Origin of the sequence: Flavobacterium sp., from assembly GCF_044377315.1 — a bacterium.
Taxonomy (GTDB): Bacteria; Bacteroidota; Bacteroidia; order Flavobacteriales; family Flavobacteriaceae; genus Flavobacterium.
This window is the reverse complement of the sequence record NZ_JBILJG010000002.1, coordinates 99047-117717: the sequence shown is the minus strand read 5'-3', so window position 1 is coordinate 117717 and position 18671 is coordinate 99047. Positions and strand designations below refer to the sequence as shown.

At 32.8% G+C, this 18671-nt stretch carries 16 protein-coding genes; 8 read left to right on the top strand and 8 right to left on the bottom strand.

Translation table 11 applies throughout. From position 1 onward, the window contains the following. Window positions 1-194 precede the first annotated feature (194 nt). Window positions 195-1886 carry a lysine--tRNA ligase gene (gene lysS / locus ACIQ66_RS01300; RefSeq protein ID WP_396211009.1) on the top strand — a complete coding sequence of 564 codons (1692 nt, stop codon included), beginning with the start codon at window positions 195-197 and terminating at the stop codon, window positions 1884-1886. A 61-nt stretch (window positions 1887-1947) separates the two neighbouring features. Here lysS and ACIQ66_RS01295 read toward each other — a convergent pair whose 3' ends face one another. The 4 genes from ACIQ66_RS01295 to ACIQ66_RS01280 all read right to left on the bottom strand — a co-directional run bounded on the left by ACIQ66_RS01295 (window position 1948) and on the right by ACIQ66_RS01280 (window position 5309). After that, window positions 1948-2907: a transporter gene (locus tag ACIQ66_RS01295; RefSeq protein WP_396211008.1), complete on the bottom strand. Its 960-nt coding sequence runs from the start codon at window positions 2905-2907 to the stop codon at window positions 1948-1950. A gap of 5 nt (window positions 2908-2912) precedes the next feature. Beyond that, window positions 2913-3956: a cytochrome-c peroxidase gene (locus ACIQ66_RS01290; RefSeq protein WP_396211007.1), complete on the bottom strand. Its 1044-nt coding sequence runs from the start codon at window positions 3954-3956 to the stop codon at window positions 2913-2915. 61 nt (window positions 3957-4017) lie between these two features. After that, window positions 4018-4815 carry an MbnP family protein gene (locus ACIQ66_RS01285; protein WP_396211006.1) on the bottom strand — a complete coding sequence of 266 codons (798 nt, stop codon included), beginning with the start codon at window positions 4813-4815 and terminating at the stop codon, window positions 4018-4020. A 116-nt stretch (window positions 4816-4931) separates the two neighbouring features. After that, window positions 4932-5309 (bottom strand): hypothetical protein, encoded by a 378-nt coding sequence (locus tag ACIQ66_RS01280; protein WP_396211005.1) that lies wholly within the window; start codon window positions 5307-5309, stop codon window positions 4932-4934. A 128-nt stretch (window positions 5310-5437) separates the two neighbouring features. On the opposite strand from ACIQ66_RS01280, the gene ACIQ66_RS01275 reads away from it, so the two are divergent. Continuing rightward, window positions 5438-5869 (top strand): hypothetical protein, encoded by a 432-nt coding sequence (locus tag ACIQ66_RS01275; RefSeq protein ID WP_396211004.1) that lies wholly within the window; start codon window positions 5438-5440, stop codon window positions 5867-5869. 140 nt (window positions 5870-6009) lie between these two features. Next, a complete protein-coding gene (locus ACIQ66_RS01270) occupies window positions 6010-6363 on the top strand; it encodes a hypothetical protein (RefSeq protein WP_396211003.1) in 354 nt (117 codons plus the stop codon). A 94-nt stretch (window positions 6364-6457) separates the two neighbouring features. Here the strand turns inward: ACIQ66_RS01270 and ACIQ66_RS01265 are convergent, their stop codons facing one another. The 4 genes from ACIQ66_RS01265 to ACIQ66_RS01250 all read right to left on the bottom strand — a co-directional run bounded on the left by ACIQ66_RS01265 (window position 6458) and on the right by ACIQ66_RS01250 (window position 12452). Continuing rightward, a complete protein-coding gene (locus tag ACIQ66_RS01265; protein ID WP_396211002.1) occupies window positions 6458-7999 on the bottom strand; it encodes an acyl-CoA carboxylase subunit beta in 1542 nt (513 codons plus the stop codon). A gap of 65 nt (window positions 8000-8064) precedes the next feature. Then, on the bottom strand, window positions 8065-9513 hold the full coding sequence (gene accC / locus ACIQ66_RS01260) for an acetyl-CoA carboxylase biotin carboxylase subunit (protein WP_396211020.1): 1449 nt from the start codon (window positions 9511-9513) through the stop codon (window positions 8065-8067). A gap of 133 nt (window positions 9514-9646) precedes the next feature. After that, window positions 9647-10132 (bottom strand): biotin/lipoyl-containing protein, encoded by a 486-nt coding sequence (locus ACIQ66_RS01255; protein WP_396211001.1) that lies wholly within the window; start codon window positions 10130-10132, stop codon window positions 9647-9649. 91 nt (window positions 10133-10223) lie between these two features. After that, on the bottom strand, window positions 10224-12452 hold the full coding sequence (locus ACIQ66_RS01250; RefSeq protein ID WP_396211000.1) for a B12-binding domain-containing radical SAM protein: 2229 nt from the start codon (window positions 12450-12452) through the stop codon (window positions 10224-10226). A gap of 91 nt (window positions 12453-12543) precedes the next feature. Between ACIQ66_RS01250 and ACIQ66_RS01245 the strand changes: the two genes are divergently transcribed. The 5 genes from ACIQ66_RS01245 to ACIQ66_RS01225 all read left to right on the top strand — a co-directional run bounded on the left by ACIQ66_RS01245 (window position 12544) and on the right by ACIQ66_RS01225 (window position 18603). After that, a complete protein-coding gene (locus ACIQ66_RS01245; protein WP_396210999.1) occupies window positions 12544-13020 on the top strand; it encodes a T9SS type A sorting domain-containing protein in 477 nt (158 codons plus the stop codon). Further along, window positions 13020-14591 (top strand): hypothetical protein, encoded by a 1572-nt coding sequence (locus ACIQ66_RS01240; protein WP_396210998.1) that lies wholly within the window; start codon window positions 13020-13022, stop codon window positions 14589-14591. The genes ACIQ66_RS01245 and ACIQ66_RS01240 overlap by 1 nt, the downstream gene beginning before the upstream one ends. Window positions 14592-14596: 5 nt before the next feature. Further along, window positions 14597-16201, top strand: a complete 1605-nt coding sequence (gene bshC / locus ACIQ66_RS01235; protein WP_396210997.1) for a bacillithiol biosynthesis cysteine-adding enzyme BshC — start codon at window positions 14597-14599, stop codon at window positions 16199-16201. Window positions 16202-16387: 186 nt separating this feature from the next. Next, window positions 16388-17857 carry a T9SS type A sorting domain-containing protein gene (locus tag ACIQ66_RS01230; protein WP_396210996.1) on the top strand — a complete coding sequence of 490 codons (1470 nt, stop codon included), beginning with the start codon at window positions 16388-16390 and terminating at the stop codon, window positions 17855-17857. 326 nt (window positions 17858-18183) lie between these two features. Beyond that, window positions 18184-18603 (top strand): nucleoside-diphosphate kinase, encoded by a 420-nt coding sequence (locus ACIQ66_RS01225; RefSeq protein WP_298177306.1) that lies wholly within the window; start codon window positions 18184-18186, stop codon window positions 18601-18603. Window positions 18604-18671: the final 68 nt, after the last annotated feature.

Sequence of the window (18671 nt, the reverse complement as noted above, 5' to 3'; positions counted from 1 at the left end):
GGCACGAAGTAGAACGGAAAGCGGGAAAATAGTTTACTGATAAAGCCCAAGCCACCTGCCGGCAGGCAGGCAGGTTCGCTCCTTATTTTTTAGATTTCAGAATTCAGCTTTTGAATTACCTTCTAAACTTTTAAACTCATAAACTTTTAAACTTTTAAACTAATAACTATCTTTGCAGGCTTAAATAAACTACTATGCAACTTTCGGAACAAGAAATTATAAGACGAGACAAATTGAACGCTTTGCGCGACCTTGGAATAAACCCTTATCCTGCGGATTTGTATCCTGTAGATACTACTTCTAAACAGGTGAAGGAAAATTTTGAGGAAGGCAAGAAGGTCAATATTGCTGGACGATTAATGAGTGTTCGTGATCAAGGAAAAGCTTGTTTTGCCGAATTGCAAGATAGCGAAGGTAGAATTCAATTATACTTGAATAGAGATGTGCTTTGTTTGGGTGAAGACAAAACCCTTTATAATCAGGTTTTTAAAAAATTGACTGACTTAGGCGATTTTATTGGTATTGAAGGCGAATTATTTACAACAAAAGTCGGTGCTCAATGTGTAAGAGTTGACAATTTCACTTTCTTGAGTAAAACTTTACGCCCGTTGCCTTTACCAAAAGTTGATGAAGATGGAAAAGTGCACGATGCTTTTAATGATGCTGAATTGCGTTATAGAATGCGTTATGTTGACTTGGTTGTAAATCCAAATGTGAAAGAAGTTTTTGTGAAAAGAACGAAACTTTTTACTGCCATGCGAAACTTCTTTAACGAAGCTGGTTATATGGAAGTGGAAACTCCGATTTTGCAAGCTATTCCTGGTGGTGCTGCGGCTAGACCATTTATTTCGCATCATAATGCTTTGGATATTCCTTTATATTTAAGAATTGCAAACGAATTGTATCTTAAACGATTGATTGTTGGTGGTTTTGATGGTGTGTATGAATTCTCGAAGAACTTCAGAAATGAAGGTATGGATAGAACGCATAATCCTGAATTTACCGCAATGGAAATTTATGTAGCTTACAAAGACTACAACTGGATGATGGAGTTTACAGAAAACTTATTAGAACATTGTGCTAATGCTGTAAATGGTACAACTGATGCGACTTTTGGCGAACACAAAGTAAGTTTCAAAGCGCCATATGCAAGAGTTACAATGACCGATGCAATTAAAAACTTTACAGGTTTTGATATTTCTGGAAAAACAGAAGCTGAACTTTTTGAAGCTGCAAAATCAATGGGAATTGAAGTGGATGAAACTATGGGTAAAGGAAAATTGATTGACGAAATTTTTGGAGCTAAATGTGAAGGGAATTTTATTCAACCTACTTTTATTACTGATTATCCAAAAGAAATGTCGCCATTATGTAAATCGCATAGAGACAATCCTGAATTGACAGAGCGTTTTGAATTGATGGTTTGTGGAAAAGAAATCGCGAATGCTTATTCAGAATTAAATGATCCAATAGACCAACGTGAACGTTTTGAAGCACAAATGGCATTGAGTGAAAAAGGTGATGATGAAGCCAATGGAATTATAGACGAAGACTTTTTGAGAGCTTTAGAATACGGAATGCCGCCAACTTCTGGATTGGGAATTGGAATGGACAGATTGATTATGTTCTTGACTAATAATCCTTCAATTCAAGAGGTGCTTTTCTTCCCGCAAATGCGACCTGAGAAAAAGCAAGTGGAATTGACTGAAGATGAAAAATGGATTATTGAAATTTTGAAAGCTAACGAAGGAATTTCAATTGGCGATTTAAAAGAAAAATCGGCATTAAGTGGCAAAAAATGGGACGCAGCAAGCAAAGGAATCGCAAAACATGGTTTGATGAAAGTAAATGCTGAAACTAAAGTTGCTGAGTATTTAGGGAAATAATTTAAATTTTAGTAAAAATAAAAAAAAAGGAACTCGAAATAATTTGAGTTCCTTTTTTTGTTTACAAGCTATAATTTATATTTATACTCCAACGGTATTTTGCTTCAATGTTTCCTGCTGCTAAATTTTGATTTATAGGAACCATCGTATTCATACCCATAGAAAACTTATCACGACCTACTTCAAAACCAATTTTCCCGAAAATAATATCGCCTGCCGTTTCTTCTTGCATAATTTTATGACTGTAATTTGACTCATAAACTTCGCCTGCAAAGCCAACTTGTGGTGCTATCGAAAGCTTATCTTTTTCATACAAATAGAAAAAAGTTCCAGAATAATTAAATTGATTTCCATAGCGGTAAAACTTGTCATTTTCTGACTTAAAAGTATAATTCAACATAGTATTCAATCCAAACTTCTTTCTTCTTATGATGTATTCAGAAACTAATTGAAAATCCCAACTTCCAGTTCCGAGTTGAAAACTTTTATTGGCTTTTCCAGAATTGTTTGCCTCATCATAAGTCCCTGTTGGAGCTTTAACTCCACCTCCTAAATGCAATGTATGTGCAAAAAAGGTGCTGTCACGATGTGTTTGATACAATTTATACATTGCCATAACCGTAATATCTCCCAAACCAGCAATATTTTCCTCGCCAGTTTCCGAATCACGATTGTGAGAATGATAGGGAATTAATGCTGAAACCTGAATGTTTTTAATCACTGGTATACGAGCCCAAACTTGAGTTGTATTGTAATTTTCATCATACCAAGGAGAATTACTGTACAAACCATTACGGCTTTTGTATTGTTGATTAAAATAACGAATTCCAACAAAATTAGAATTCAACATCGAAGCAAAGCCCATACTTCCGCCACTTGCAGAACATCCACAAGCATCGCAAAAGACTTTTTCAGGAATTAGATAATATTTCTTAAACGGATTTGATCTAGACAAACTGTCTTTTTCAATAGCAAAAGCTAATTGAAATGTGACCAAAAATAAAATTAGTATTTTTTTCATTTGATTTAATATTCTGAAAAACGCTTATCAGTTAAGAATTGATTGTCAGTTAAAGTTTTTAAGAAAGCAATAATCTTAGTTTTTTCATTGCTTGAAAGCGGTATTCCCAAGACACCATTATTATTTAATAAAGCATCCAAATTTTGAGTATTTACAACTCCATTCGAATAATGATTTAAAACAGCTTCAAGAGTAAATAATCTACCATCGTGCATGTAAGGTGCGGTTATTTCAATATTTCTCAAACTTGGAACCTTAAATTTATATTTATCCTGTTCTAATTCTGTAACACGAAAATATCCTATATCATTAACTGCTGGATTTATTGCCAAACCATTATTTCTAAAAGAATTATCAGTAAAAATATCAGTAGCATGGCAAGAAGCGCATTTTTGATTGAATAAAGCATAACCGTCTAACTCTTCTTGCGTTAAAGTTCCACCAGCTTCATTTCTTCTATATTTGTCAAAACGAGAATTAGATGATGTAAGCATTACCATAAATTGAGCTAAAGCTTTGAGCATATTTTCAGAATTGATTTCTCCATTAGAAAATGCTAGTTTGTATAATTTCACATATTCTTCATCAGATTTCATCATTGCGATAGTACTGGCAAAATCACCATTCATTTCAATAGGACTTAAAAAAGGAATAATTGGTTGCAACTCCAGATGAGTAGTCGCTCCATCCCACATAAAAGTAGTTTGATAGCCTAGATTTTGAATAGGAGGCGTATTTCTAGTACCTGTAGCTCCATTTACACCTTGACTAAGTTCATGTCCGTGGTGTGTAAATGCTGAAGACTGTTCATGACAAAACCCGCAAGAAATAACTCCATCAGATGCTAAACGTCCATCATAGAAAAGCTTTTTCCCAAGTTCAAATCCTTTTTCAGTTATTGGATTTTTTGAAAGATCATAAGCCAATGGAGGAAAATTACTTGGAACTTTATAATCTATAGGTACATTTTGGTATACTTCAGAATTATCATCATCTGAACAATTCCAAAAAAAAGGGAAAATGAACAAAACTAAATAGTAAGTTTTCATTTTTATTTTTTTTATTAAAAGCTGGTGACTTAAAAAATAAATCACCAGCTTTTATATTATGTTAGTCGTTATGAACGTGTTCAACTTCAAACATGTTTACTAAATTGTCTGAAATTGTTTTTAATTTTTGACCACTCATAAGCATTGCACCTTCTGAAAGTTTTACTTTATTGGTCCCGTCAAGAATTACAGATAAATCCGCCATAATATGAACAAGTGGAGTAACAGTAGTTCTAACAGTAGCTTTAGTTGAAGTTGGGAAATCAAGTGTAACTTCTCTGTAATTATAATCAGTACCTGATTGACCTGTATGAACTTTAAAATTTGCATCAGTTTGTGTTGAAGATGTAAAAGTTCCTTCAAATCTAATGAATCTATATCCCGCTGCCCATGTCCACATCATTCCAGCTGATGAAGCAGTTGTCAAAAAATTTCCTTGTCCAGTATCGCCCAAAGACCATTTTTCTTGGTCAACTCCTATTCCGAATTTTACTGATTTATAATCCCCGGCTGGAACATTAGTAATAGAAATAATTTGACTTGAAGCTGTAGCTTCATCAATGATAAAGTAACTATCATTTTTAGGAACAGTATAAGTAGAACCATCAGCTTTTATTAATACAATATTACTAACAATATACTTAATCATACCTACTTTTAACGCTTCTCCATTTGAATTAGCTGTGTTTGCTGCTCCAACAATTAAATTCGCACTTCCATAAATATTATCGAATTCTAACTCTAAAGTCCCAACACCCGTTGGCGTTGTATCTTGCACTGGATCATCATCCTTTGAACAAGAAGAAAAAGTTAATACTAATGCTGCAATTGCTAATATATTTTTTAATTGAAATTTCATTTTTTATTATTAATTAAAATTTATATAAAAATTTGCCTTAAAAGATTTCTCTTCAAAACAATTTGGATAAAAAAATCCTGTCAATTTAATGATTCTAAACTGACGTACGATAAATATTAAGAAATAATTGTAGGTGGATGAAAAACGGAGCAACTTACCGTGTGAAAGTATAAGTTGGCATAGTTGTCTGCAACAGAAGTTTTATTATGAAAGTAAATTTGTATAAAATTAGTTTCAGTTACTTCGTTGCAGAATAAAAGTTCAATTTCTTGCGTGAAATTGGTTTTTTTATCAGAATTAATTGGTTTTTCAGCTTCGGATGCTTTTGCCATTTCTTTCATCAACTGACATTTACCATTACACTGAAGTTCTGGTTTAGCTTTGTTTTCGCAAAGAACTTTTGAGATATAATCATAATTAATAATATAATCTATAACCGGAAGAATAGGTTTTAGAAATATTGCTAGAATTACTATAATTATAATTTTTTTCACAAGGCAAAGATACAACAAGAATTTAATTTCAAATTAACAAAACAATGTTTTTTACTAATTTTTTGTTAACGAATAAACCTTTTCAAAGTTATCAAGTCTTATTTCTATAACATTTAAAAAAACATAAAATGAAAAATTTAATTTTAGCACTTGCACTAGTTTTTGGAATGACAACATTTGCACAAGAACGCAAAATGGGAAAAGAAGACAGAGAAAAACTTACTCCACAAGAAAGAGTTGAATTTCAAGTAAAAAGATTGACAAAAGACTTAGACTTAAGTACTAAACAAGCCGAACAAGTTAAAACTCTCATGACCAAAAAATCGGAAGTTAGAGCAGCACACAAAAAAGAAATGAATACTAAAAGAGCTTCAGGAACTAGACTTACTACAGAAGAAAGAGAAGCCATGAAATCTAAAATGCAAGATGAAGTAACTTCATTAAAAAAAGAGATGAAAACTATCCTATCAGTAGAACAATTTACAAAATGGGAACAAAATTTTGAAGAAAAAAAACATAAAATGATGGAAAATCGCGCTGAAAGAAAAGGGCGTAAATAATTGTTTTTATCTTCAATTAAGGAAACCAAATAGTCATGAATTTATTTTTATGATTGTTTTTTATTATACTAAATTTTGAAATATATTTTGTGCTTTAATAAAATTACTTTAGATTTGGATTCTAATTTAATTAACAAAAAATGAAAAAATATATTTTAGCAACAATACTAACCGTAGCATTTTCAATAAATTCTAATGCTCAGGAATCAAAAATAGTGGAAGAAACTCCTATTAGTCAGGTTAGTATATATGACACTAAGGCCACAAGCGATATTAATGACATTAAACCTTATGTAAAATTAACAGCCGATTTAGAAAAAAATCTACATGGTTTATTTAGAGCAAAACACAAAATGCTTTTTAATGCTAAGGACGATGCCGCAAAAGCAACCATAAAAGAAGGAATTGAAATGAAATTAGTTTCTATAATTGGAAGAGATAATGTTGCCAAAGTCAAAGCTAATGCAACTTTATTTGAAAAATTAATGAATTAAGTAAATTGTATTTTTCTGTACTTTAAAAATTTTTCTAGACTTTAAAAAGAATAAAAAAACCTGATAAACATTTTAGCTTATCAGGTTTTTTGTATTACAACGGAATGTTCCCATGTTTACGTTTGGGCGTATCAACTACTTTATTTTCCAATATACTGAAAGCTTTTAGAAGTTTTCTTCGAGTATCTTTTGGTAAGATCACCTCATCGATAAAACCACGTTGCGCTGCTGTATATGGATTAGCGAATAACTCTGCATATTCTGCTTCTTTTTCTAGTAATTTTGCAACTGGATCGGCTGCTTCGCTGATTTCTTTTTTGAAAATAATTTCAGATGCTCCTTTTGCTCCCATAACAGCAATTTCGGCACTTGGCCATGCAAAATTCATGTCGGCACCAATATGTTTAGAATTCATTACATCATAAGCTCCACCGTAAGCCTTACGAGTAATTACAGTAACCCTTGGTACTGTTGCTTCACTAAAAGCATATAATAATTTTGCGCCATGAACTATAATTCCGTTCCATTCTTGGTCAGTTCCAGGTAAAAATCCAGGCACGTCTTCTAATACCAATAATGGAATATTGAAACAATCGCAAAAACGAACAAATCGAGCGGCTTTAATTGAAGATTTCACATCTAAACACCCTGCTAAAAACTTAGGATTATTAGCCACAATTCCGATACTTCTTCCTCCTAAACGAGCAAAACCAACAATGATATTTTCAGCAAAATCTTTATGAATTTCGAAGAAAGAATCTTCGTCGATGATGTTGTCTATTACATCATGCATATCATAAGGTTTGTTGGCATTATCTGGAACTAGTGTATCTAATTTTTCACGAACCTCATCATTAGTTTTATAAGGCAATTTTGGCGTAGTTTCTCTGTTGTTTTGAGGCAAATAACTCAACAAAACTTTAATATCTTCAAGACATTCAATTCCGTTAGGAGAGGTAATATGTGCCACTCCAGATTTTGTAGAGTGTGTACTCGCACCACCTAATTCTTCAGAGGTTACTTCTTCATTAGTAACAGTTTTCACAACATTTGGTCCAGTTACAAACATATAACTGTTACCTTCAACCATCATTGTAAAATCGGTCATGGCAGGCGAATAAACTGCACCCCCTGCACAGGGTCCCATTATAGCGGAGATTTGAGGTATTACACCGCTAGACTGTACGTTTCTGTAAAAAATATCGGCATAGCCACCAAGCGAACGAACACCTTCTTGAATTCTTGCTCCACCAGAATCGTTTAATCCAATCATTGGCGCACCGCTTTTTAGAGCCATGTCCATGACTTTGCAAATTTTTTCGGCATGAGTTTCAGACAACGAACCCCCAAAAACGGTGAAATCTTGTGCAAAAACGTACACAATTCTACCATTAATTGTTCCGTAACCTGTAACAACTCCATCTCCATAGACGATTTCTTTTTCCATTCCAAAATCGGTAGTTCGGTGCGTTACCAACATTCCGATTTCTTCAAAAGAGCCTTCATCCATAAGATATTCCACTCGTTCACGAGCTGTTAATTTATTTTTGGCATGATGCGATGCAATTCGTTTTTCGCCTCCACCTAATTTGGCTAAAGCTATTTTATCGTTTAATATTTTAATTTTATCTTCCATTTTATTTAATGTGTCAATGAGTTAATGTGAAAATTAGATAATTTCTTTTTACTAATCACTTTTCACTAATCACTTATTATTGGTAATCTTAAGATTTTTTTATCAGCAACATACTGTTTTAAAGCTATCATTGCTGCAATTTCTGCTTCAATATCTAAATTGGCTTTTAATTTTTCAGGACTGTAATAGGCTTTTACAAAACCTGTATCAAAATCACCCGAACGGAAGGCTTCATGCTCCATCACAAATTTTCCGAATGGCAATGTTGTGGCAACACCTTCTACATGATAATTATCAATTGCTTTAATCATTAATTCGATAGATTCTTCACGTGTTTTTCCATAAGTTACCAATTTCGAGAGCATTGGGTCATAGTAAATTGGCACATCCATTCCTTCTTCAATTCCATTATCTACACGTATTCCTTCGCCTTCTGGAAGTTGATATGTTTTTAAATTTCCAACATTAGGTAAAAAATCATTCATTGGATCTTCAGCATAAACTCTAAGTTCCATTGCGTGACCATTAATTTTTAGATCCTCTTGTTTAAAAGGTAAAACTTCACCTTGAGCCACTTTTATTTGCAATTCGACCAAATCCAAACCAGAAATCATTTCGGTTACGGGATGTTCTACTTGCAAACGTGTATTCATTTCCAAGAAATAAAAATTGTGTTTATCGTCCATCAAGAACTCAACTGTTCCTGCTCCAAGATAATCACAAGCACGAGCTACTTTTACAGCAGCTTCTCCCATCTTTTTACGCATTTCTGGAGTTAAAATAGACGACGGTGCTTCTTCAACTACTTTTTGGTGACGACGTTGAATACTACATTCTCTCTCAAAAACATATAAAATATTTCCGTGACTGTCTGCCATAATTTGAATTTCGATGTGACGTGGCTTGGTTACATATTTTTCAATAAAAACAGAACCATCACCAAAAGCTGAAGTTGCTTCACTAATAGCTCGATTCATTTGCGATTCGAAATCTTCTTCTCTTTCTACAATACGCATTCCTTTTCCGCCACCACCTGCAGAAGCTTTAATTAGAATAGGAAAACCAACTTCTCTGGCTGTTTTCTTAGCTTCTTCCAAATCGGTGATGGCGTGATCAACTCCAGGAACCATTGGAATATCATATTTCATCACCGCTTCTTTTGCTGCTAATTTACTTCCCATCATTTCGATGGCTTTCGATTTTGGTCCGATGAAAATGATGTTGTTTTTTTCACATTCTTCAGCAAAAGCGGAATTTTCACTTAAAAATCCGTATCCAGGATGAACGGCATCAACTCCAAGTTCTTTACAAACTTCAATAATTTTTTCACCACGCAAATACGATTGACTTGAAGCTGCTTCTCCAATACAAACGGCTTCATCAGCATATTTTACGTGAAGTGCATTTCTATCGGCAGTTGAAAATACGGCTACCGTTTTGATACCCATTTTCTTTGCTGTTTTCATTACCCTTATGGCAATTTCACCACGATTGGCAACTACTATTTTTTTTATTTGTTTCATTTTGATTTTTGTTTCAAGTTTAAGGTTTCAGGTTGAAGAAGTTTGTGCATAAGTTTAATTTGATATTTACTATAATTGTAACCCAAAATTGAAACTTTAAACTTGAAACCTGAAACAATAACTTCTATTCGAATTCAATTAACAATTGTCCTTTGTCTACAGCATTTCCTTTTTGTACAGCAATAAATTTAATCACTCCATCACGCGGAGAAAGGAAACTATTTTCCATTTTCATTGCTTCAAGAATTAACAAAGGATCATTTTCTTTTACAGTTTGACCCACTTCTACACTAATTTCTAAAATTAATCCTGGCATTGGAGCTTTTATGACATTTACTACTTTAGTTCTACCACGTTCAATTCCCATGTTTTTAATTAGTTGGTCTAATGCATCCGAAATGGCCACTTCATAAGTATTGTTATTAACTTTGATAGTGTATTTTTTGGAAATAAAATCAGCAGCTACTATTTCTGCTTTAAAGGGTTTGTTACCTTTCAGAACATGGAACATATTGTTTTCCATACTCACGGCATCTAGATTTTTAAGGTCGCTTTCGTTTAAATCAAAAGTAGTCGAATTGTTAACCGAAAGCTTATAAGAAGTACTCATAAGGCATAAAATTTAATTTGTTGTAAATTTATAAAAACGAAATCGATTGCGATATGATAAAAGTCAAATAATTTACTTATTTGATATAGTTTTATAAAACCAAAAGTCCAAATTCACGCAAAGTAGCAATTGGTTTTGAGTACCAAAACAATTCAAAATTCCTCCTATCGGCGGACAGGCTATCAAATTGAGTTTCAAAATCAGCTTTTAATTGTGAAAAAGTAGTTGTCTTTTGGTTATAAATAGAAATTGTTTCTAAGGTTGTAATCAACCAAATTGCCTTTTCTTTTTCTAATGAGATTTGAAACGTTTCAACCTTATCGTGAAAAGTTAATTGCATCATTTCCCAAGACACGAGCTTTTGCGAACTGCCGAAGGACTTTCCTTTTTTTGATTTGGTGAAAGTTTCAGAAAATGGCTTTCCTCCTATCCAAATAATTTTTGCAGATGGTTTTATGGCAAAATCAGTTTCTTTTTCAAGACAAGAAACAATATAATCTGGTGGAATTTTGGTCTTGGGAATTTTGAAATCAAACCAATCTTGCAAGTCATAATCAAAACAAATTCCGTGCATATAATTGAACAACGATTTCTTTAATCCAAAACTAAATTTATCGTGATTGATTCCGGTTTTATCTTTGAAATTGATGTCGTTATTAGCAAAAGTGATCTCGTTTTGTTCAGGAATCACACCAAATTCATCAGGAAACATTCCTACTGGAGAATGCGCTGTCATGGCAAATTGGTGCCAAAAACCACTTTGCAAAATTCCTATTTCAAATAGTTGTCGAACCATTTCCAAGCTATCAACCGTTTCTTGAACCGTTTGCGTAGGATAGCCATACATCAAGTAAGCATGAACCATGATGCCACTTTCGGTAAAATTTCGAGTTACTTGCGCAACTTGTTCGACCGTTACGCCTTTTTTTATTAAATCTAAAAGTCTATCAGAAGCCACTTCTAATCCACCAGAAACGGCAATGCAACCAGAAGTTTTTAGTAAAACACACAAATCGGCTGTAAAACTTTTTTCAAATCGAATGTTTGTCCACCAAGTTACGACAAGATTTCGTTTGATGATTTCCAATGCAACTTCGCGCATCAATGCTGGTGGTGCCGCTTCATCTACAAAATGAAATCCGTTTTCACCTGTTTGCGCAATCAATTCTTCCATTCTATCAACTAGAATTTTGGCTGCAATTGGTTCATATAACTTGATATAATCTAACGAAATATCACAAAACGTACATTTTCCCCAATAGCAACCATGCGCCATAGTGAGTTTGTTCCATCGACCATCGCTCCATAAACTGTGCATTGGATTGGCTATTTCGATAACCGAAATGTATTTGTCCAAAAACAAATCAGAATAATCAGGTGTTCCAACTTCGCTTTGTTTGTAGTCGTGACGAGTTGAATTGTTTATGTAAACAACTTCATCTTCTTGAAGAAGAAAAGTTCTTTTAAACTCTTTGGCGTTTGGAATTTGGACATTAGAATTTAGTAACTCAATTGGCAATTCGCCATCATCTAAAGTTATAAAATCGAAAAACTCAAAAACTCGTTTATCTTTTAATTCTCTTAATTCAGTATTTGGAAAACCGCCACCCATTGCGATTTTTATGGATGGAAAATTGTCTTTTATAAACTGTGCACAGCGAAAAGAACTATATAAATTCCCTGGAAAAGGAACTGAAAAACAAACCAACTTTGGTTGCTCCTCTTCAATTCTTTCTTTCAGTATTTTGAGAGTGATTTTGTCTATATAAGTCGGTTCTTTTTTCAAATGCAAGTACAACTCATCAAACGAATTGGCGCTTCTACCCAAACGCTCAGCATAGCGACTGAAACCAAAGTTTTCATCGACACATTCTACAATAAAATCGGATAAATCTTCGAGATATAAAGTAGCTAAATGCTTGGCTTTGTCTTGCATACCCATAGTTCCAAAAGCCCATTCCATGTCGTCTAATTGTGCAAAACGTGATGCTTCTGGAAGAAAATTACCACTACATATTTGACGTGCCAATGATGGATTTTTCCCTTGAAGAAACGAGATTACCGAGTCTATAGTTTTGATGTAATCGTATTTTAAGGAAAAGATTCTTTCAAGGTTGTGGGTTGTAGGTTGTAGGTTGTAGGTTGAAAACATTGTAGATAAGCCATCTTTTGAAAACAATTCCAAGATTACTTCAATTCCTAAATCCATTTGGAATGCTGAAACTCCTTTTGTATTCAAAAACCCTTTTATATAAGCTGTCGCTGGATACGGCGTATTCAGTTGGGTAAAAGGTGGCGTTATAAGTAGAAGGTCTTTCAATGGAAATGGTTTTTGCAAAAATATATTTTAAATAAAGACTTAGCTACTTTTTTTAATAATTTACTTAAATTTGCAATTAATAATTTTCTAAATGAACAAAACTATCAATTTCTTTTCAATTATTCTTTTTTGCTTGACAATCAATGTAGTTTATGCTCAAAAAAGTGTTGTTGCATCTGGCGGAAAAGCAACCGGAACAGCTGGAACGGCAAGTTTCTCGGTTGGTCAAATTTCGTATAAAAATCCAACTGGAAATATTGTTAGTGCTGGTGTGCAACAACCTTATGAAATTCAAACATTAGGAAAATCTGATTTTGATGCCATTCAATTAGAAATGAAAGTGTACCCAAATCCTACTGAAGGCGAATTCCAACTAAAAATTTCAGATAGTAATTTGAAAAATCTTACTTATCAATTATTTGATGTGAATGGAAAAAATCTTGCATCACAAAATATAAATCAAGAGGAAACAGCTATTTCTTTGAAATATTTGAATAAAGGAGTTTATTTTTTGGCTGTTTTGATGCAAAATAAGCAGCTAAAAAACTTTAAAATCATAAAAAACTAATGAAAAATTACATTCATATTCTTTTGATAATAATAGCTATTTCATTTAGTTATAATTCATTTGCTCAAGTGCCTCAGAAAATGAGTTACCAATCGGTTATTAGAAATACCGAAGGCAATTTGGTGGTAAATGCATCAATTGGAATTCAAATTAGCATCCTAAAAGACACACCTACTGGACAAGCTGTATATGTAGAAACCATGACTAATACTACCAACGAGAATGGACTTTTAAGTATCGAAATTGGTGGAGGAGCGCCTGTTACAGGGAGTTTTTCTCAAATTGATTGGTCAACAGGAACTTATTTTGTAAAAACCGAAACCGATCCAACTGGTGGAACAAACTACTCTATTGTTGGTACTGGACAACTTTTGAGCGTACCTTATGCGTTGTATGCTGATAGTAGTAGCCAGCAAGGTAAAACAACAATATTATTAACAGATGATATTACTGATGAGGAAGCTGCTGCTCAAATTGTCCGTGAAGTTGGACCAAACACAGAAAATGTAATTATTAGTAATACTACTCAACTCACCAATGTTAATTTGAGTCAAATTAAAAATTTACTAACCTTGAGCGTAACTAATAATGAACAATTAGCTAGCATAAATTTTTCAAATTTGATAAGTGTTTATAAAGATTTTTTAGTTGAAAATAATCTTCAATTAACAAATGTAAATTTCAATTCTCTTGCTAATCTATCACCCAATAATAAAATTATTAATAATGCAATACAATCTTTGATCTTTCCTCAAATAAGTATTTTCAAATTTGGAGAATTTTTAATAACTGGAAATGAACAACTAACTTCATTGGCATTTCCTATTTTAATTAAAAACAAAGGATTTATTAATATTGAAAGCTATCAATTAACAACTATTGATTTGTCGCAATTACAAAATGCTAATGAATTTTATATTACTAGTAATTCAATTGGCACTATAAATTTAAGCACTTTAATTAATTCTAAAAACCTCGTTTTCAGCACCCAAAATCTAGGATCATTAAATTTAGAATCCTTTGTTACTGGTGAAATTCAAGTTTATTCAAATGAAATTCAAACTATTAATTTACCATTATTTACATCAGGAAGCCTACAAATTGGTTGTCAGCAGCTTACTTCTTTAAACATTCCTCTGTTTACGACCTGCGATAATTTTAGTTTTTTTAGTAATAACATGACATCATTTACTGTAAATTCTATTACGAGTATTAAAACGCTAAATTTATTGCAATGCCCAAATCTTGTTACTATCGATTTCCCTTCGCTAACATCAATAAGTCAAACTAATATCAATAACAACTCAAACTTAACAACAATTACGTTTCCATTACTTAGCCAAGTATTGCCAAATATAGATGCCTCCTCAGGTTCATTAAATTTTAGAGGAAATAAATTTAGCACAGCAACTGTTGATTACTTACTCAATAAAATAGCAAATTCTTCTCCACCAACAACTGGAAAAACAATAACATTAGATGAACAAAATCCGCCAGCACCGCCAACTAGTCAAGGCTTAGTTGACAAGCAAACGCTTATTGATGCAGGAAATTCAGTAATAACCGATTAATAAAAATGCCAAACGACTGTATAACGTATCAAAATTCGGGCTATTTCACTCAATTAATTATAGATTATTTGAAGGAAAAAGAATCGTTGCAACCATTATACAATCGTTTTCCTAAAATTGAGAATTTCAAAAGTCAGATTGAAGAGAAAAATAGCAATTATAATGACAACTTCAATGGCAATAACAAAAGAGAAGTTCTAGCTGCTGAACTTGAAAAACAATATCAAAATTTTGAAGTTTCTAAAACAACATTAAACAACATTAAACTTTTAAACAACGCTAAAACTTTCACAGTTACAACTGGACATCAATTGAATTTGTTTACAGGCTATTTGTACTTTATTTATAAAATTGTTTCAACTATAAATCTTTGTAAACAATTAAAATCGGAATATCCTGAGTACAATTTTGTACCGATTTATTGGATGGCAACCGAAGATCATGATTTTGATGAAATTAATTATTTCAACTTTAAAGAAAAAAGAATTCGTTGGAATCGAGAAAGTTCTGGACCAGTTGGAAGATTATCGACAGATGGTTTGGATAAAGTTTTGGAAGTTTTTTCTAAAGAAATTGGAAATTCTTTAAATGCACAAAAATTGAAAGAACTTTTTGAAAATGCTTATCTAAAAAACAATAATTTAGCAGATGCCACACGATTTCTAACAAACGAGTTATTCAAAAGTGAAGGTTTGGTTATTTTAGATGGCGATTCAAAAGAGTTGAAAAAATTGTTTATTCCTTATGCTAAAAAAGAACTTTTGGAACAAACTTCTTTTCAAAATGTAACTAAAACTAATGAACTTCTAAAAGACTATTTTGTTCAAGTAAATCCTCGTGAAATTAATTTATTTTACATTGAAGATAATTTGCGTGAAAGAATAATTCTTGAAAATGGAATTTATAAAATTAACAATACAGATTTGCAATTTTCTGAAAATGAAATTGTAGCCGAATTAGAAAAGCATCCTGAAAAGTTTAGTCCAAATGTGATTTTGAGACCTTTATATGAAGAAGTTATTTTGCCTAATCTTTGCTATATTGGTGGTGGCGGTGAACTAGCGTATTGGTTTGAATTGAAAGCTAATTTTGAAACTAACAACGTAACTTTTCCAATACTTTTACTTCGCAATTCTGTTTTACTTGCAACCAACAAACAAGCTGATAAAGCTGATAAACTAGACTTAACTTGGAAAGATTTATTTACCAATCAAAAAGAGTTAGTAAACAATCAAACCAAGAAAAAAACAGATTTTGAAATTGATTTTTCATCTCAAAAAGAGCAATTAAGTAAGCAATTTGACTATTTACACCAACTTGCTACCCAAACCGACAAATCGTTTATTGGAGCAGTAAAAGCCCAAGAAACCAAACAATTAAAAGGATTAGACAACCTTGAAAAAAGATTACTAAAAGCCCAAAAAAGAAAACTTTCAGAAGAGTTAAATAGAATCATTTCACTTCAAAACGAATTATTCCCCAACCAAAGTTTACAAGAAAGACAATTGAATTTTTCAGAGTTTTATATTGAATTTGGTGACTTTTTACTTGAGAAAATTTTAAAAGAATTGAAACCTTTAGAAAATGAGTTTTCAATTTTAGATTTATAAATTTAGTAAAAAAGTCCTTTCTAGTATTTTGTTTACATAATTTTATTCGACAAAACTACGTTTTTAATAATTTTATCAACACTATAACGTTTTCGCAATTTTTTTTAAGAATTGTTTTGATTGATTAACTCAAAATAACTATAAATTAGCGTGAAATTAAATTTTTAATAAAAAAATTAAACACTTATGAAAACAAAATTACTTTTATTACTTGCGGTTTTTATGACTGCTTTTAGTGTGAATGCACAAATCAATTCTGTAGCCTTAGTTGGTACAGCTGTGGGTGGGTGGCCTCCATTCACTGGAAATGACCCAAATCAATTAACTCAAGTTGATGCTGACAATTGGAAGATTGAAGGTATTACAATTGCTGCAGGGCCATGTAAATTGCGTGCTAATAATGCATGGGGCGGATCTGGATTCGAATGGGCTGGTGCTTTCCCAACAGCTGTAGGAACAAGTGCTGGAGATATTATTGTAACAATTGCTGGTGTATATACGGTAACTCTAAATACAGCAACTGGCGTTTATAATTTTGATAGTGGAGCTCCACTACCTGTTGTAAAACTAGTAGGAACTGCTGTTACCGATGGAACCGCTACTATGTCTCCAACCTCACCAACAACTTTTTCACTAAGCAACGTAACACTTTTAGATGGACTTGCTCAATTTGATGTTGATGGTGTTTTTGCTGGCGGTACTGGTTTCCCAACTGGAACTTTTGTTGACAATACTCAATTTATACCAGTAGTTGCTGGTTCTTATACTAGTGTAATTGTTAATACCGAAACTGGTGAGTATACATTTACTGCTGCTCCAGTTTATCCATCAATTGCTTTAGTAGGTGCTGGCGCTGGTGGATGGCCTAATGATCCACAAGTTGATGCTAATGTGTTAACTACAACTGATGGTATAACCTATAAAGGAAGTAAAATTGTTTTAACAGCAGGTGATATCAAATTTAGATCAAACAATAACTGGACTGATCCAAATTGGGGAGGAACTAGTTTCCCTTCAGGACCTGATGCAACAAACCCAACTGGAAATATTGTAGTTACTACACCTGGAACATATGATGTAGTTTTTGATAGAACAACTGGAGCTTATACATTCTCATTCCCTACGATTGCTATCGTTGGTGCAGGTGCAGGTGGATGGCCTAATGACCCTCAAGTAGATGCAAATGTTTTGACAACAACTGACGGAGCAAATTATTCTATTATAAATGTTGCTTTAATAGCTGACCAAATCAAATTTAGATCAAATAATGATTGGAGTCAAGAAAACTGGGGTGGTGTAACTTTCCCTTCTGGCCCGGGTGCAGATTTAAATGGAAACATTGTTGTAGATGTAGCTGGAAACTATGATGCTACTTTTAACAGAGTTACAAAAGCTTATGCTTTCACTCCAAACTTAGCTACAACTAGCTTCGCTAAATCTAATTTCAAAGTGTACCCTAACCCATCTAATACTAACTGGAACTTTACTTCTGCAAAAGATGCTATTACTTCTATTCAAGTAGTTGATATGTTAGGTAAAGTTGTGGCAACTTCAACTTCTACAACTGTTGATGCATCTGCATTAACAACGGGAGTTTACTTTGCAAAAGTGGCTACAGCTACTGCAACTGAAACAATTAAAGTGGTTAAAAACTAATACTTAGTTAACCCAATTATATAAAACTCCTGATAAATACTTTTATCGGGAGTTTTTTTTATTTAACCAAACTCTTAAACCTTTAAACTCTTAAACTTTTTAAAACTTTTAAACCCCTAAACTTTAAACTCTTAAACCCTTAAACTTTTAAACCCTATAACCCTTAAACTTTTAAACCTTTAAACTCTTAAACCCATAAACTTTTAAACCTTTAAACTCTTAAACCATTAAACTCCTAAACTTTTTCAAACTTTTAAACTCCTAAACTTTTAAACTCCTAAACTTTTAACTACTTTTGCACCCGAATTATAATACACAAACAAAAAATGGCAACAAATAGAACATTTACAATGATTAAACCTGATGGTGTAGAAAACGGACACATCGGTGGAATTTTAAATATGATTACTGAAGGTGGTTTCAGAATTGTAGCAATGAAATTAACGCAATTAACAGTAGCTGATGCTCAAAAATTCTACGCAGTTCACGCTGCAAGACCATTCTTTGGTGAATTGGTTGAATTTATGACACGCGGACCAATTGTTGCTGCTATATTAGAAAAAGAAAATGCTGTAGAAGATTTCAGAACTTTAATTGGTTCAACAAATCCTGCTGATGCTGCCGAAGGTACAATCCGTAAAAAATACGCAACTTCTATTGGAGAAAATGCAGTTCACGGTTCAGATTCTGATGAGAATGCTGCTATCGAAGGTGCTTTTCACTTTGCCGGTAGAGAACAATTTTAGTTTTCAGTATTCAGTATTCAGTCGCAGTTGGCAGTTATGTAAATTGTGAATAAAATAAAAAATCCCGT

Coding starts and splice junctions, on each gene's coding strand:
- ACIQ66_RS01225 (WP_298177306.1), top strand. CDS start 18,184: ATGGCAACAAATAGAACATTTACAATGATTAAACCTGATGGTGTAGAA.
- ACIQ66_RS01295 (WP_396211008.1), bottom strand. CDS start 2,907: ATGAAAAAAATACTAATTTTATTTTTGGTCACATTTCAATTAGCTTTT.
- ACIQ66_RS01230 (WP_396210996.1), top strand. CDS start 16,388: ATGAAAACAAAATTACTTTTATTACTTGCGGTTTTTATGACTGCTTTT.
- ACIQ66_RS01275 (WP_396211004.1), top strand. CDS start 5,438: ATGAAAAATTTAATTTTAGCACTTGCACTAGTTTTTGGAATGACAACA.
- bshC (WP_396210997.1), top strand. CDS start 14,597: ATGCCAAACGACTGTATAACGTATCAAAATTCGGGCTATTTCACTCAA.
- ACIQ66_RS01265 (WP_396211002.1), bottom strand. CDS start 7,999: ATGGAAGATAAAATTAAAATATTAAACGATAAAATAGCTTTAGCCAAA.
- ACIQ66_RS01285 (WP_396211006.1), bottom strand. CDS start 4,815: ATGAAATTTCAATTAAAAAATATATTAGCAATTGCAGCATTAGTATTA.
- ACIQ66_RS01240 (WP_396210998.1), top strand. CDS start 13,020: ATGAAAAATTACATTCATATTCTTTTGATAATAATAGCTATTTCATTT.
- ACIQ66_RS01245 (WP_396210999.1), top strand. CDS start 12,544: ATGAACAAAACTATCAATTTCTTTTCAATTATTCTTTTTTGCTTGACA.
- ACIQ66_RS01290 (WP_396211007.1), bottom strand. CDS start 3,956: ATGAAAACTTACTATTTAGTTTTGTTCATTTTCCCTTTTTTTTGGAAT.
- ACIQ66_RS01270 (WP_396211003.1), top strand. CDS start 6,010: ATGAAAAAATATATTTTAGCAACAATACTAACCGTAGCATTTTCAATA.
- lysS (WP_396211009.1), top strand. CDS start 195: ATGCAACTTTCGGAACAAGAAATTATAAGACGAGACAAATTGAACGCT.
- ACIQ66_RS01255 (WP_396211001.1), bottom strand. CDS start 10,132: ATGAGTACTTCTTATAAGCTTTCGGTTAACAATTCGACTACTTTTGAT.